The 16,735-nt window shown below is 32.6% G+C and carries 12 protein-coding genes; 4 read left to right on the top strand and 8 right to left on the bottom strand.

Going from position 1 to position 16,735, the window contains the following annotated elements; all coding sequences use genetic code 11:
* Window positions 1–38 precede the first annotated feature (38 nt).
* Window positions 39–578, bottom strand: coding sequence for a DUF1599 domain-containing protein (locus PMI10_RS06695; RefSeq protein WP_007805960.1), 540 nt, complete (start codon window positions 576–578; stop codon window positions 39–41).
* Window positions 579–731: 153 nt separating this feature from the next.
* Between PMI10_RS06695 and folP the strand changes: the two genes are divergently transcribed.
* Together folP and PMI10_RS06685 are read left to right on the top strand one after the other, a co-directional pair.
* Window positions 732–1,556 carry a dihydropteroate synthase gene (folP, locus tag PMI10_RS06690; protein ID WP_007805958.1) on the top strand — a complete coding sequence of 275 codons (825 nt, stop codon included), beginning with the start codon at window positions 732–734 and terminating at the stop codon, window positions 1,554–1,556.
* Between the two features lie 5 nt (window positions 1,557–1,561).
* Entirely contained in the window at window positions 1,562–2,194 is a 633-nt protein-coding gene (locus PMI10_RS06685) for a hypothetical protein (protein ID WP_007805956.1), read from the top strand.
* Here the strand turns inward: PMI10_RS06685 and PMI10_RS06680 are convergent.
* A complete protein-coding gene (locus PMI10_RS06680; RefSeq protein WP_007805955.1) occupies window positions 2,184–2,999 on the bottom strand; it encodes a M48 family metallopeptidase in 816 nt (271 codons plus the stop codon). The two genes, PMI10_RS06685 and PMI10_RS06680, sit on opposite strands and share 11 nt — an antisense overlap.
* Window positions 3,000–3,295: 296 nt before the next feature.
* Between PMI10_RS06680 and PMI10_RS06675 the strand changes: the two genes are divergently transcribed.
* On the top strand, window positions 3,296–5,503 hold the full coding sequence (locus PMI10_RS06675; protein ID WP_007805953.1) for a tetratricopeptide repeat-containing sensor histidine kinase: 2,208 nt from the start codon (window positions 3,296–3,298) through the stop codon (window positions 5,501–5,503).
* A gap of 19 nt (window positions 5,504–5,522) precedes the next feature.
* On the top strand, window positions 5,523–6,164 hold the full coding sequence (locus PMI10_RS06670; protein WP_007805952.1) for a response regulator: 642 nt from the start codon (window positions 5,523–5,525) through the stop codon (window positions 6,162–6,164).
* Window positions 6,165–6,312: 148 nt separating this feature from the next.
* Here PMI10_RS06670 and PMI10_RS06665 read toward each other — a convergent pair whose 3' ends face one another.
* The 6 genes from PMI10_RS06665 to PMI10_RS06635 all read right to left on the bottom strand — a co-directional run bounded on the left by PMI10_RS06665 (window position 6,313) and on the right by PMI10_RS06635 (window position 16,711).
* Window positions 6,313–7,092 carry a carbonic anhydrase family protein gene (locus tag PMI10_RS06665; protein WP_007805950.1) on the bottom strand — a complete coding sequence of 260 codons (780 nt, stop codon included), beginning with the start codon at window positions 7,090–7,092 and terminating at the stop codon, window positions 6,313–6,315.
* Between the two features lie 705 nt (window positions 7,093–7,797).
* Entirely contained in the window at window positions 7,798–8,718 is a 921-nt protein-coding gene (locus PMI10_RS06655) for a PorP/SprF family type IX secretion system membrane protein (protein WP_007805947.1), read from the bottom strand.
* A 3-nt stretch (window positions 8,719–8,721) separates the two neighbouring features.
* Complete coding sequence (locus tag PMI10_RS06650; protein ID WP_007805945.1) at window positions 8,722–14,400, bottom strand: HYR domain-containing protein; 5,679 nt, start codon at window positions 14,398–14,400, stop codon at window positions 8,722–8,724.
* A gap of 319 nt (window positions 14,401–14,719) precedes the next feature.
* A complete protein-coding gene (locus PMI10_RS06645; RefSeq protein ID WP_007805943.1) occupies window positions 14,720–15,277 on the bottom strand; it encodes a hypothetical protein in 558 nt (185 codons plus the stop codon).
* 119 nt (window positions 15,278–15,396) lie between these two features.
* The gene (locus tag PMI10_RS06640; protein ID WP_007805941.1) at window positions 15,397–15,789 is read right to left on the bottom strand and encodes a hypothetical protein; all 393 of its coding nucleotides are present in this window, start codon (window positions 15,787–15,789) and stop codon (window positions 15,397–15,399) included.
* A 139-nt stretch (window positions 15,790–15,928) separates the two neighbouring features.
* Window positions 15,929–16,711 (bottom strand): hypothetical protein, encoded by a 783-nt coding sequence (locus PMI10_RS06635; protein WP_007805939.1) that lies wholly within the window; start codon window positions 16,709–16,711, stop codon window positions 15,929–15,931.
* Between the last annotated feature and the right edge of the window lie 24 nt (window positions 16,712–16,735).

Genomic DNA, 16,735 nt, shown 5'->3' with positions numbered 1-16,735 from the left:
TATTATGGAATTTGGGGTTCATTTTTGGAATTTATATTTTATTTCATTGGGTTTAAAATCAAAGCAAAAACAGAATAATTGATCATATCCTGATAATTGGCATCGATACCTTCTGAAACTAAGGTTTTACCTTTATTATCTTCTATTTGCTTTACACGAAGTAATTTTTGAAGAATTAAATCGGTCAAAGAACTCACACGCATGTCACGCCAGGCTTCCCCGTAGTCATGATTTTTGGCCTCCATTAATTCTTTTGTCAATTTAATTTTGGCATCATATAATTCGGTTGCTTTTTCAACATCTAAATCAGGCTGGTCTACAACGCCCAATTCTAATTGAATCAGGGCCATAATCGAGTAATTGATGATTCCGATGAATTCACCTTTTTCATCTTCGTCTACTTTACGGATTTCGTTTTCCTGTAAACTTCTGATTCTTTGTGCTTTTATAAAAATCTGATCTGTTAATGAAGGCAGCCTTAAAATTCGCCAGGCACTGCCATAATCTTTCATTTTATTGATAAATAAGGTACGGCAAACCGTAATTACATTATCATATTCAAGGGAAGTATTCTTCATTTATTGCTGTATATTTGCTAAAATTTCTTCAAAAATAGGGATAATATTAAAGAGTTTCAAGTTTCGGGTTTTCTTTTACTTCAAGTTTTTTTAAAAAAGAACATGAAATTCCGAAAACCTGAAACCTGAAACAAAATAAAACTTGAAATAAAAATGTTAATTAACTGCAAAGGACAACTTATTGATTTGTCAATTCCTAAAGTGATGGGAATTTTAAATGTAACGCCTAATTCATTTTTTGATGGAGGAAAATATAAAAACGAAGACGAGATTATCTTACAGGTAGATAAAATGCTTTTTGATGGTGCCACATTTGTAGATATTGGTGCTTATTCAAGTAAACCAAGTGCAGAATTTGTTTCGGAACAAGAAGAGATTGATCGAATTGTTCCTGTAATCGAATTGATTTTAAAGCATTTTCCGAAAACTTTATTATCGATTGATACTTTTAGGGCTGAAGTAGCAAAAATAAGTATAGAAAACGGGGCAGCAATTATAAACGATATTTCTGCCGGAGAATTAGATGAGAAAATGTTTGCTGTTATTGCACAATATAACGTTCCGTATATTATGATGCATATGCGTGGAAACCCGCAAACCATGCTGAGCCTGACACATTATGATGACATTATAAAGGAAATATTGTTGTATTTTTCTGAAAAAGTAAAAAAAGCCAGAAGTCTCGGAATTAACGATTTAATTTTGGATCCGGGTTTTGGATTTGCAAAAACAACCGATCAGAATTATGAGGTTTTACAAAAAATGGAACTTTTCAATCTTTTAGAATTGCCGCTTTTAGCAGGTGTTTCGAGAAAATCCATGATTTATAAAACGTTAAATAATACACCTCAGGAAGCATTGAACGGAACAACGGTCCTAAATACAATTGCTTTAACAAAAGGTGCAAAAATTCTTCGGGTTCATGACGTAAAAGAAGCAATGGAATGTGTGACCTTGTTCAGTAAACTAAATTTATAACAATTATGAAATACTTTAGTTTAATCCTTATCAGTCTTCTTTTTTCCTGTGGAAACAAAGAAGATATTTTATTGCCAAAATCAAATGTTTCAATAATTAAAAGTGTTGAAGATCTTTCGCCTGTTTATATCTTTTTTAAAACAAAAGGGAAAGATACCCTGGCAGAAGTAAATCGTAAAAACAGTATTATTTCGACCAATTGGATTTTCAATATAGACAAACGCCTGCCTCTGAAACTAGTAATTCCTGAAGTAATGAAACTTCAGGAAAAAAAGCGGGCTGAAAAAGCTCATAAAAACGAAAAAGCCGAAAACTATTATTCGTATGCCGATTCTGTCGGGAAAAATTTAGCCTTTTTGCCTTTTACAAAAGTGTATTATAAAATAGGAAAACCTAATAAAGGAAACTTTACTTTTCAATTTAGAAAAGGAAATGATTTCGTTTTATTAGGTGGTTCTGAAGTTAAAAAGTCAGAATTATTGAAGAAATTTTATAGTACAAAATTCGAAAAATTCTCCAAAGTAGTTTTTTGTTTTGATAAAAATATGAGCTATCAGGAATATCTCCAAAATAAAATTTTACTTCGACAATTTATTTCACATCAATTAGATGAAGTTTCTGAGGAGTTTATATTCTGACAATTCCAACTTTTGCCGCCGTAGCTTTCGCTTGTGGAATTAATGATTTTAGATTAGCAATTCTTGTAGCATCAGACGGGTGTGTACTTAAAAACTCCGGAGTTCCCTGTCCTCCTGACTTAGCAGACATTCTGGTCCAAAATGCGATGGAATCATCCGGATTATAACCTGCTATCGCCATAAGTGTCAATCCTATTTTATCAGCTTCACTTTCATTACTTCTGCTAAACGGAAGCATTACTCCTACTTCTGATCCCAAACCATAATATTTTTGCCACATTTGTTGATTTTCGGCACTTTGACTTCCGGTTGCAACCGCTACTCCAACGGCTCCTAATTGTTGCAATTGAGCTGCACTCATTCTTTGGGCCCCATGATTTGCTAAAGCATGTGAAACTTCATGTCCCATTACAGTTGCCAAACCGGCATCATTTTGTGTAATTGGTAAAATTCCCGAGTAAACAACGATTTTACCCCCAGGTAAACACCATGCATTAACCTCTTTGTTTTCAACTAATTTGTATTCCCAACGATAATCTTTAAGGTATTGCGATTGTCCTAAATATGTTAGATATTTTTCAGCCGCAGCTTTAATTCTCATTCCAACGTTTTCTACTTTTTTAGCATCAGCTGTTCCTGATATTACTTTATTTTCTTTAAGAAAAGTATCATATTGCTGAAAAGAAGACGGAAATAATTCGCCATTTGAAACAAAATTAAGGTCTTTTTTTCCTGTAACAGGATTTGTTGCACAAGAATAAACTAGCAGAACTGCAAAAATGGTTGGGAATAAATATTTTTTCATGATTTATGTTTTTTGAAACAGTAAAATTACTTTTATTTCTCTTTTTATCCTTATACAATTTAGAAAAAAAGTAATATAATTTTAACTAAAAATGATCAGGGAATGTTTGCCTGAGCTGTTTTTTACATCTTTTAAGACAATATTTATATTTAACTAATTTGTTAAAATATTTTAGATAAAAAGAATAAATTTTAATACTATTGTATTAATTTTAACGACTTTACCAAAGTTTATTATATCTTATAAACGCCAGATTTACAGGACTATAATTTTTATCTTATTCACTAATAACAGTTATGGTAATTAATTTTAAATGGCTTATTGCAGTTGTTTTTTTAACATTGTACTTCTCTTTGCATGCACAAATAGACAATAATGATAAAAAGCCATTATCTGTTGTAAAGAAATCCCAGGAAGCAAAAGAAAAAAAAACTGTTACGGCAATCTATAGTTTATACAATAATGGAGAAGAAAAAAAAGCGCTGCGAAGTGTCAAAACTTTTTTAAAAAATGCAAAATATCCTTCAAATATAGCCAGTGCTGTTTTATTACAGGCTTATTACTACAATAAAAGATCTATTCTTGATTCCTCTATTTACTATACCAATCAGGCTTTAAAATTCAATGCCAAAATAACAAATGATTCCTTAAAAAACAGACTTTTTTCTTTGGAATATAATCTAATGGGATTGAATTATATAAGGAAAGGATTATTTGAGGTAAGCAAGAAATGGCATCTAAAAGGACTTGAAGTTTCACAAAAATATAAAGAAACAGATTTATATTATACACATTTACATGGTTTAGCCGGCGTTTATAATTCTTTAAAAGACTCTAAAAATGCTTTAAAATTATTTAAAGAATGTTTAGATTATAAAAAAGATGAAGAAATAACTCTCGGAAGTTATATAAATATTGGTGATATTTATTCTGATTTAAAAGATTACGAAAAAGCCAATTATTATTACAATAAAGGAAAGGAACTCAGTGAAAAAACAAATAATCAACAAGCGAGAGCTGTAATTACACTTAGTCTTGGCGCAAATTATCAATTGCAGGAAAAGACAAATGATGCCATTAAAATGTATAATGAAGTTGTTTCTATTGCAGATAAAAATGAATTAAATCAGATAGCTTTAATAGCACGCGGTAATATTGGAGACGCTTATATTGATTTGAAAAAATATAAGGAAGCAAAAGAAATTTTTATCTCAGCATTACAAAAAGCCACTATTTATGGTTATCTGAATGATCAGGTATATTTTTACAATGAATTAAAAAAGATTGCAGTTTTACAAAATGATTATAAAGACGCATTCGATTATTTAAACAAGGCTACTAAATTAAAGGACTCGATAAATAAAGTTCAACAGATTAAAGAAATTAACGAGCTCGAAATCAAATACAAAACTGCACAAAAAGAAAAAGAAATCAGGCTTTTACAATTTGATAATACTACAAAGAAATTAAAACTTGAAAAGCAGGAAGAGGCTATTGAAAACATGAATCTTCAGGAAGAGATTTCTCAAAAAATAACTGAAAATACCATATTGTTTTTTCAAAATTCCTCTCAAAAGAAGCTTAGCGAAATTTCATTGCTCAAAAAAGACCAACAACTGAAATCATTAGAAATCAAGCAGGAAAAAGAAACTAAATTATTGACTATTTTTGGTTTTTTAATTGTTTTATTACCGATTATTGGATTATTACTTCAATATTATAAGCGACTAAAAACACAACGCCTGCTAAATATCCAACAAGCTGAAATAAGTACCCAAAATATAAACAATCTTTTAAAAGATCAGGAATTAAAATTAATAAAAGCATCAATTAGCGGACAAGACAAGGAAAGGCAAAGAATTTCTCAGGAGCTGCATGATAGTATTGGCGGAAACCTGGCAGCAATAAAACTCCAACTCAATCATTTAGTGATTTCCAGTTCTCCAAAGATTAAAAATCTTACTGCACTGTTAGATGAAACCTATCAACAAGTTAGAAATTTATCGCATACCTTGATTCCGAAGAAGTTTACTCATCATAAATTTTGCGAAGTTTTAGAATCATATTTTAATAATATAGGAGAAGCCAGTAATATTACTACTTCTTTTACAGTTTATCCAAAAAAAGAAATTGATGCTTTAAATGAAGAGATCCAAATTGAAATTTTTAAAATAATTCAGGAGCTTCTGACCAATACAATAAAGCATGCGAAAGCTTCAAAAATCGACTTACAACTAAACCTTATCGAAAATATTCTGAATATTTTATTTGAAGATAATGGTATAGGATTTAACCCTGACGATTATAAACCCGGTATTGGTTTTATAAATTTAGAAAACCGAATTGATAAACTGAGTGGTTCATTTGTAATTGACTCAAAATTTAAAAGAGGTACAATTGCCAATATCGAAATCCCTGTTTTATCAATATCGAATGCCATAGAAGACGAAACAGCAAAAGGAATTAATGTAAAAAAACAACTTGATAACCTGACCAAATTATAACTAAATATTATTTTTATTTATGGAAAAATTAAAACTTATTATTGCCGATGACCACACTATGTTCCTGCAAGGAATTATTTCATTAATAGAACATGAATCTTCAATAAAAATAGTTGGTAAAGCAGTAAATGGTATTGAAGTTTTGAATATTTTAAAAATCCAAAGTGCAGACATAGTCATACTTGATATCAGTATGCCGGAAATGGACGGAATTGAACTAAGCAAAATATTAAAAAAAGAATATCCTTTTATAAAAATTATAATTGTCAGCACACACAGCAATGCGAAAATAATTTCGAGGCTAATTCGTATTGGTGTAAATGGTTATTTACTGAAAAATGCTGAAAAAGCCGAACTATTAGAGGCAATTTATACAGTAGCTGATGGGAAAAAATATTTCTCAAAAGATGTGGAAGATCAATATCTGAGCAACAATCAAAAAATTGAAAAACAAATTTCCAATTTGACAGAATTAAGTTCAAGGGAGAAAGAAATTCTGGTTTTAATTGCCCATGAATACAACACAGCCGAAATTGCCGAAAAAACCTTTATTAGCCTAAATACAGTAAATACACATCGCAGGAATTTATTGTCAAAGCTAAATGCTAAAAACACTGCAGGTCTTGTAAAATATGCAGTTGAAAACGGATTGGTTGATTAAGAACGATTCAATTTACTGCAAATTAATTTCCATAATATTTTCGGATAAAGTATCTTATAAATCTGCCGAATCTGCGCCGAATAGCTGGCGCAGATTTAGTAGATTTTAAAATTATAATGATTAAAGCTACTGTTTTTTAAGCAACAATTTATCTGATGTTTTCGTAAACAGTTCTGCTGTTAAGTGGTTGTATTGCGCGGAAGTTTTCTTCTTCATATATATTCGCATAATCCTCTAATTGATCACCTGTCATTTGAATATTATTCTTGAAAACAATCCATGTTACGGGTCCCTGATTTGGAGTTGAATCCAAATTTGGAGTTGTCAGTGAACCACTATAGCTATAATATTTTCCAGTATCTGAAGGCATGATAGAACTCAAATAAAAAGTATCAGTCATCGCATTTATACCTTTATCTGTTGGAGATGCATCGATAAGCGTTTGCAAAGCACTATTAACCGATCCGGTTTTGATAACTACTCCCAAAACAGCATAAGCACCTGTTTCCGATTTGTTTACAAAGTGAAGTTCCATAGTCCCATATTCTCCGTTTATATTATGTTCGCTATGACGGTGAAAGTGAAATTGCTGTAATTCATATTTCATACCCTTAATCATAATATAATTGTTTGCTTTATCGGTAGTTGACAAACTTACTTTTAGGTTTTCGTTTGTGTTTTCTACGCTGCTTAGTGTTATTGCATTATAATGAATAACAGGATCTGTAGTATTCATTTTTTCGGTAGCACTTGTGTTGATGCTAATAGGTGATTGTCCCTGAATATTGGTTGTTCCAAGAGGGTAATTATAACTTACTATGCCTTCTGGAAATTCTGTATTCGTTTCATTTGATTCATCTTTATTACAAGAAACGAACATTACTGTTACTATTAATGCAATACTTATTTGTTTGATATATGTTTTCATCTTTTAAGTCTGTGTATTTTTATCTAATTATTGTTTTTGGATATTTTCTTTAAAAAACCAATGGAAAGAACATTCAAAAAGTGACTTAAACAGAAGCTTACTTCCATGTAAATCTATCTTGATTTGTACTTTGGTTTTGAATTAAAGATTTAGCAAATAATCAAATTAAAAATGTGGCGGACGGAAAATTGAAGAAATAAAGTTGAAAAAATAACACGTATTTTTAGAAAGAGCCGTGTTTTGCTGATCAGCTAAAATAATTAAACCGGCAAAAAGATTTACTGGCTGAATTTTTATATCCTTTTTTTTGAGGAAATTACTAACCCGGGACTTGTTATGGGAATTTCTCCTTTTATTATTTTGTTTCTGATGGGATGAGACGATTGGTGTGTCTGACTTTTTTTGAAAAACAAAACTTGGGGTAAAACTGCTGTTTTTGACAGAAACATCTCTTTTAAACAAATCAACAGATTGTCCAAAAGATATAAAAAAACTCATAGAGATAACAATAATCCCTAGTGAAAAATAAAATCGAAGAGGTATTTTAAATATATTTTTCAGCAATTCTTTTGTGGTAGTTTTTTAATATTTGGTTCGGTAATTTGACTGCAAATTTGCAATAAAGCATTGCTTTAACAATATTAATTAACATAATTTTGTTTGTTAAAACAAAAACTAAAATGAAGACCTAAAAACCTGTAAAGCTTATCTTTCAAAACCGTTTCCAAAACGAAAATTTAAAACAATTCCATATGTATCTGGAAATATTACGTTATCAATAGATTTATTATAAGTAAATATTAGTCTTGATTTTTGTGCCAAATGAAAGCCAGCCAAAAAATTTAAGGTATTTGAAGAACGATAACCTCCACCCAATTCGAATTTATTTTTATAATTAACCAATAAATTCAAATCTAATTGTAGTGGAGCTCCTTCGACATGTTTAACCAAAAAGCTTGGATTTATTAGTATATCCTCAAATAAGTCCGTGAAGATGCGATACCCAAAATAGGTATAATACACATTTTTTAGATTTGTATTATTATTTGAATTAAAAGTCCTGCTTAATATGTTTGGTGCCGATAAACCAAAATAAATCCTGTCACGATTATACAAAAAACCTACCCCAAGTGTTGGCGTAAAACTATGTACATTTTTCTGAAATTCAGGATCATTTTCGATTCCCAACTTGGTTAGATTTTCATCATAAATTTGGGCTCCGGCTGTGATACCAAAAGAGATAATATTTGGATCATAAGCCCACCATTTTCCGTATTTATAATCTTTATCAAAAAAAATCTTATACGAATACGATGCAAAAAAATTAGTGGCATAAGTTACTCCTATTTGGCTATGCGCAATCCCGGCTGCCAATCCTATTTTTTCAGATCGGGTCAAAGTATTTACTGAAATATCGAAATTTTTAGGACTCCCTTCTACCGAATTAAAATAGCCGTTTGTTGTTAATGCAATGTCAGTATCTTCATAATAGCCCGCATGCGCTGGATTTATTAAAACTGTATTGTAATTATAGCTCGAAAAAACGGGTGTTTGCTGAGCCATAATTGTATTAGGAATAACTACTAAAAACAGTATTGTAAAAATTATATTAATTTTATTTTTCATGAATTAACGCTTTAAAACAAGGTATCCCTTAAGTTTTTTGAAATGATTTGGTTTGTCTACATTTATTTCGAAGAAATAAGTTCCTTCAGGCAGTTCATCGGCACCAAGACTTCTGCTTTTATTTGCTTTTCCTGCAAAAACATTCGTGTTGTTATTGTAGCCTTTTGTTTGAAAAACCAAGTCTCCCCAACTGTTATAAATTGATACTTTATTCTCCGGGAATTTTTCAATTCCATCAATATTCCAAAAATCATTAATACCATCATTATTCGGCGAGAAACCATATTTAGTGTCGTCCTTTTCATTTGATATGACAGAAACAGTTACTGAATCCTCTGCATCACATCCGTCTTTATTGATAAAAGTAACTATGTAAGTAGTTGTTTGTGCAGGTGTTACTATCGGATTAAAAATTAAACTACTGTTCATTCCCAAAGAAGGATGCCATTTAAAGCTACCGTTCTCAGTTGCCATTGCAGTTAATTGAACAGATTGCCCTTTTTCGATTTCCTGATCTTCGCCGGCATCTACAATTAAAATATCTGAATTCAATAAAAATCTACAAACTTTACTGTTTTTACTTTTGTCGGTTGCTTTTATCTCGACTTCCATTCCATCAACAAATGCACTGCCGGCAACTGGATTCTGAGTAATAATTGGATTTAAATCTTCATTATCTTTTACAGAAATCATTTTGGTGTAATCCGGAATTGTTTTGGTTTTACAGGAAATTATCTGATTAGCGATACAAGCAAAAACAGGTGCTTCAGTATCCTTAATTGTATTGACTATAAAAGAGCAAACAGATTCATTTCCGCTTTTATCGGAGACTTTTATTTCGACTGTCATTCCATCAACAACAAAAGTTCCTGCAAATGGGTTTTGAATAATACTAACATTAGGATCACAATTATCTGAAGCCGAAATCAAGTTTCTATAATCTTTAAGCAGACTACCAAATGCTACACTTTGATTTCCGGGACAAGATGTAATCAATGGTTTAGTTACATCTGCAGAAGCATTGATTTTAAAATCGCATGCTGAAACATTATTCGAAGCATCTTTCGCAGTAATTGTTATCGTCATTCCTGCTGTAAAAGCACTTCCTACCACAGGACTTTGAGTAATAATTGGTGCTGTATCACAATTATCTGTAACTGTTATTAATTTTGTATAATCCGAAATTGTTGCACCACAAGATAAAAACTGGTCGCCAATGCAAGTAATGACTGGTTTTGTTACATCTGCGGAAGCATTGATTTTAAAATCGCAAGCTGAAACATTATTCGAAGCATCTTTCGCAGTAATTGTTATCGTCATTCCATCTATAAACGGACTTCCTGCCACTGGGCTTTGTGTTATTACTGGTGAAGCATCACAATTATCAGTGGCGGTGATTAACGGAATGTAATTAGGTAAAGTCGAACCACAAGCCAAAGTTTGGTCACCAATGCAAGTAATGACCGGTTTGATCACATCTGTGGAAGCATTAACTTTAAAACTACAGGTTTCTGTATTATTCGTAGCATCTTTGGCAGTTATTGTGATTGTCATTCCAACTATAAACGGACTTCCTGCCACTGGGCTTTGTGTTATTACTGGTGAAGCATCACAATTATCGGTGGCGGTGATTAACGCGGTATAATCCGGAATTGTTGCACCACAAGCCAAAGTTTGGTTTCCAATGCAAGTAATTACAGGTTTAATCACATCTGCGGAAGCGTTGACCAAAAAACTACAAGTTTGCGTATTATTCGAAATATCTTTGGCGGTCATTGTGATTGTCATTCCAACCACAAAAGGACTTCCAGCGATTGGACTTTGCGTAATTGTTGGCGAAGCATCGCAATTGTCAGTGGCAATGATTAATGGAATATAATTTGGAATTATTGCACCGCAGGATAGTGTTTGATTTCCAATACAAGTAATTACAGGTTTAGTCACATCTGTTGCTGCGTTGACTTTAAAACTACAGGGTGATTCATTATTAGAAATATCTTTGGCAATCATTGTAATGGTCATTCCTGCTACAAATGGGCTTCCCGCTACCGGACTTTGAGTAACTGTTGGCGAAGGATCTGTATCGTCAGAAGCCGTTACTAAGCTTATATAATTTGGAATTGTAGCACTTCCGCAAGCTAATTGTTGATTTGAGGGGCAAGTTATCGTTGGTGCTTGTGTGTCTCCAACGGATGAAATCGTAAAACTGCAAGTAGCAAAATTAGATTTAGCATCCGTGGCAGTAAGCGTTATGGTTTGCGAGCCACCTGCAAAAATAGTTCCTGCTACTGGAACTTGTGTAACTACAGGACTGCTGTCACAATTATCAGTAACGGTAATAGCTGTTTTGTAATTTGGAATAGAAGCTCCGACAGCCAAAACTTTGTTGGTTGGACAATTGGCAATAACAGGCTTTTCGATATCGTCTATCTTCTTTTTGCCAAAGATTACATAAGCAAAACCGGGGTCGTTATTTATATTGTATCCCGAATAATAATCTTGAATACTTCCTATAATAATATCATCTACACCATCTTTATTTACGTCTCCTGCAAAATTTACTGCATAGTTTGCAGAATAACGCAACTCAATTTTTAGGGCATCATTTGGGGTATAAAAAAAGTAATTGCTGTTTGCAGACCAAGTGCTCTTGCCATACAAAATATTAGCAATTTGATTGGTTATAAAAACAAAATCATCAAAGCCATCTTTATTAAAATCTCCAGCAGGGCCAAAAGAATAGATCGTATTTGTGTTAGTAATTCGGAATCCGTTTGTGCCATTCAGCGTATTCAAATCTAAAACAGCAGGAATAGAAGTGCCTCCAAAAACAATATTACCTTTAGCAAAAGCGATGTCTTTATAGCCGTCTCCGTTAATATCACCCACTTTTGAAACGGCACTATAACCCGATAATGGATTTGCAGAATCTTCTACTCTAAAGCCATTGGTACCATTAAGACTTGAGATATTGAAAATAGCAGGAAATGGATTTGCACTTCCATATACTACGTATTCTCTACTGCTCTTTCCTCCAATGGCAATATCCGGAATGCCATCGCCATTAATATCCCCTAATCCTGCTACAGATGGTCCTATCCTATTTGGGTCGGCGTTCCCTTCAATAATAAAACCATTGCTACCGTTAATTTGATCTGTATTTAATATAGAAGGAAAAGTAGGTGCGCCATAAATAATAGTACACTTACCGTTATTCGTTGTAGAATCTCCACTAGATATAATGGCAATATCATCTTTTCCATCTTTATTAAAATCACCAATAGCATCAATACTATAGCCAAAATATTCATTTTTGGTTTTTACTCCACTTAAAGTAAAGCCATTTGTACCGTTCAATGTTGATAAAAAGAACTCAGGAGCGAAACCGGTACTTTTTCCATAAATAATATATACATAACCTAAATTTCCATTAGAATCCCATACACTAGGATTGCTAAGCATCAAATCTCCAATTCCGTCACCGTTTATATCTCCTGCACTTCCTACGTCATACCCCGTTCTGACGTAAATAACAGCAGGATTGGTATTTCGAATAGCAAAACCATTGGTTCCGTCTAAAAAGGCCAAATCAATATTGGGCGGAAAACCGGATGCTTTGCCGAAAACAACAAAAGCGCCACCTCTAATCTGTGGATACTCTGTTCTGTTTGGTCCTTGAAAATAAAAATCTTCTCCAGTTGCACTAACAATAAAATCAGCAATACCGTCTGCGTTGATGTCTCCAACAGTATTTACACTATATCCCGTTTTGGTACTGTGCTTTTCGCCATAAATTGTAAATCCAATTGTACCATCAAGATTGCTAGTTTGAATTCTATCTGTTTTACAATCTATAGTGGTAGTTTGGGTTCTTTTTTTAACTAAGAATGTACACGATTCTGTGTTTCCTGATTTATCGGTAACGGTTATGGTTACATTTGTGTCTGTAGTAAATAATGTCCCTCTTGGTGGTGTTTGAGTAAAAATCAATTCTGTACTTTGAGTACAATTATCACTTACGGATTGCAAAAAAGAAACATAATTAGGTAAAGTAGCATTAGCATACAATTCTTGATTAGTCGGGCATTGTATAATTGGCTTTTGGGTATCATAGCGATCTAGTTTTTCTCCATAAAAAACATACGCTTTTCCTTTTTTATTATAAATATCATTAGTACCTACAGACCCAACAATAAAATCATTCGTACCATCATTATTAAAATCTCCAATTCCTGCCACATCTTTTCCAAAAGTATAATTCGAACTAATATCTTCGTCATTATACACTTGATACCCTATTGTTCCGTTAATGGTATCTTCGGTGATGGTACCTGATGCGGTTGAACCACCAAAAACAACATAAACCGCACCCAAATGTGAAATCCCTCCATTAGTCGAAGAGAAAATAATGTCTGAAACACCATCTTTGTTTACATCCTTTACGCCATGTACCACTTTTCCTAATTGTGTATAATAGTCTAGTTTGGATTGAAAAACAATTCCCGTACTTGCTGTTATACTAGAAGCAGGAAATGTGAGTGGGAATGTGTTTTTTCCAAAAACGATATACACTTCTCCAGAATTTTCAATGCTGTTTACTTTCTTTCCCGGTGCCCCGATGATTATATCTTTTATTCCATCGTTATTAAAATCGCCTGCCCCTGCTACAGATGTTCCCATTGCCGTATATTGTCCGGAATTCGTTATTATAAAACCATCTGCTGCTGTTAATAAATCTAATTTTAATAGCGTCGAAAAACCTGTGGTTTTACCAAACACAACAGCAACTCTACCCACACTACTTTCAGTTCCCTCGGTATAATTTGGAAAGCCCAAAATTAAATCATCTATACCGTCATTATTTATATCTCCTGCATTTCGTACTATTGAAGCAGTACTGCTTCCTGTTTTTGAAAAACACTCTATTTTAAAGCCATTCGTTCCATTTATACTTGAAGTAGTTGTATTTGAAATACCCGATTTTCCAAAAAGCACAACATAATTTATGTTGAAGTTTACATTCGTAATTAGCACTACGTCATTGTTTCCATCTTTATTAAAGTCACCTGCATCGCTAACGCCCATAACCGCAGTATTTGTAGTTTGGTCAACGGTAATAACAACTCCATTTGTGGTGTTGATATCGGTTCTGTTGTATAAGGGTAAAAAAGCAGTTTTAGATCCAAAAAACACAAATGCTGTACCTTGACCTGTGAGGTTAAAATTGTCCCCCACAATAATATCATCAACACCATCGTGGTTAAAATCACCAGCAGTGCTTATCATTGCACCTAGTTTTTCGTTTTGTGCTACACCTCTTATCACAAAACCATTGGTACCGTTTAAGGTAGTAACATCAAAAGTAGTAGCCGTAATTCCTGTTCCTCCAAAAATGATATAAATTTCACCCACATCACTCAATGTCCCAGCATTAACTCCGGGGGCTCCAATCATAATATCAGCAATACCATCTCCATTTATATCGCCTGCACTTTTGGTGGTGGTTCCAAGATGGTCATTTGCGGTTTTCCCTTCTGTAGAAAATCCGTTTGTCCCATTTAAAATAGTATGAGGTACTTCGGGACAACCTTGACCATAGGAAACTAGGCTGTTGACCAACAAAAAAAGTGACGTAATTATATAAAAAAATGATTTTTGAACTGAAATGATACTGTTTCTCATTATACAATTTTGATTTTATATTAAATCTAAAAAAGCAAAACTAGCTGTTGAGCAAAAAATATCCGTCACTATAAATGATGATTTTTCTATTTTAAAAAAATAAACCACTATGGACTGAAAGTCCATAATTTGGTTTGGCAGACTGAAAGTCTGCAAGGTTGCAATATAATTTAACCGCAGATTCGCAAATTATTATAATTATTAATCTTTTAAAATCTGCGAATCTGCGGTGTAAAAATTTTTAGAAGCTAAAGCGAGATGCACTGAAAGTGCATAGTTTTAAACTCTATTTGAGACCAATAAAATGGGTGTATTTTTGTTACAGCAAATTTTCAATAGCGGTTTTAATTCGCTCTTTCTCTTTAGTCTCAAGGATTGTTATAGGCGAAAGGATTTCCAGATGAAGTGTATGCTCATTTAGTGTAATGGTATTATTTGTTCCAATGGTAATTTGGATGTTTTTGATGGCGTTTTGTACCAATTTTTTACCCAATTCATCTGCGGTTAGCGCTTCAAAAATGGCAGGAAGATAGCCAATGGTGCGCAACACATCGCTTCGGGAATTTTCAGGAAAAGCATCAACATCCAGAAGGAATTGTGTTTTCTCTCCGATGATTTTTTCTAATTCGATTTCAGTATTTTTGATGGCTCGTTTGAGTTCCAAACTTCCCACTATGGCGGTGTTTTCTGGAGCAGAAAAAAACTTTAAATAATGATTCGGGTCAACGAGTGTTATGGCTGTTACCTGACTACTTGAAACCAAAGTAATTTCGGATTTTGAATACGAATCGGGAATTCCTAGTATCATCAGTAAATGCTCGTTAGCTGTTTTTCGGGAATGAATAATACTGCCACATATAGTATTTCCTGTATGCAACAATAATTCCAGTTTGGGTAAACTGGAATTATCTTCTGTATTTTGTGCTAAATCAGCGAGTTCTGTAAACCAACCGGAAAAGTCTTTGAACAGATTTTTTTTATAAGATGCAATTATAATTACAATAACGCTTCTACATAGTTTGCAATTTGAGAATCGGTTTGTGAACTGAAAGATCCCTGAACCAATTGAACTGTCAAGGATAATGTATTGTCTTTAAGTTCCATTTTCACTTCATCATTATTATCTGAATTAGTTAAATGAATAGTTGACATTTTGTCCTGCAAAGCCTCTTTCCCCATATCATCAGAACATATTTTTTTTACGAATGATTCTAAATCATCAAAAACGATGTCTAATCTTGAAAGCGGGTATTCATCATATGCTGTAAATGTATTCCAGTCAACATCTACTTTAATATCATATCCGGCTTTATCTTTTAATTTTGCTTCAAAAGCCGGAAGTTTCTCTGTTTTAATTGATTCTGCTAAACGTTTTTCTGCTAAACCCATGATTTACATTTTTTATTATTAGTTAATTATAAAACTTTATAATACAAATCTAATTCGGAGTTTTTTAAGGGCTATCACTATAAATAATGATTTTACATTTTGAAAAAAGTATCGGCTAAAATTATTCTGATCAAAAAAATCAGAATAGTTTGTTTGTTTTAGAAGAGACTGTCTTGGGTTTGGATACACTTGTCGTATCAAAAACAATATCATAGACCTTTTCATTATAAATTTCTCTCATTTCAAGTCTTGCATTATTCAGCTTAGTTATTTCAAGCTCGACCTCTTCATCCTTGTCTATTAACCACTGTGGACTTTTTATCTGGGTAATTATTATTTTAGTTTCTTCCTTATCCTGCCATTTCCATTTACCAAATTCTGTTAAATTAGTTTTTGAAGAAATAATACTAAAGTTCGTAAAACAGGTTCCCGCCTTAGAAAAATTTATTAAGTTGGTGGTATCCTTAACAGATACTTTTCTGGTAAATTTCCAGGTGTTATCACATAATAAATCAGTTTTGGGTGTACTTGCAAATTCAGCCGCTTTAGTTACATTTAAATCATATGTGTAAGTATCAGACCCTTCGTATTTAATCGAAAATTTGATATGATTTGGATCACTGTCATCAAACTTCACAGTTCCGAAATTAGACAGTAAAAAAATATCCGTATCTAAAATTTCATAAGTGCCCAGCAAAACAATCTCTTCTGCTTCATTCGTTTTTGAAGTTGAAGCAATGTTGTTTTTTGTAATAATATAATTTCCGTTACTATCAAATTCGATCGATTTGAATTCTGTTGAATTATTAACAATCCATTTATTCTCAATACTTTCCTTTTCAGAATTATTATCCTCTTTGGAACAGGAAAAGAAGCTGGCTATTATTAAAAGCGAAACGATAATCTGTTTTAATTTGTTCATTTTTTTTTTAATTTATTCATTAAA

The organism is Flavobacterium sp. CF136 (genome assembly GCF_000282055.1).
GTDB lineage: Bacteria > Bacteroidota > Bacteroidia > Flavobacteriales > Flavobacteriaceae > Flavobacterium.
Note: the sequence above shows the minus strand (reverse complement) of the source record. Positions and strands in the feature narration are given on the sequence as shown.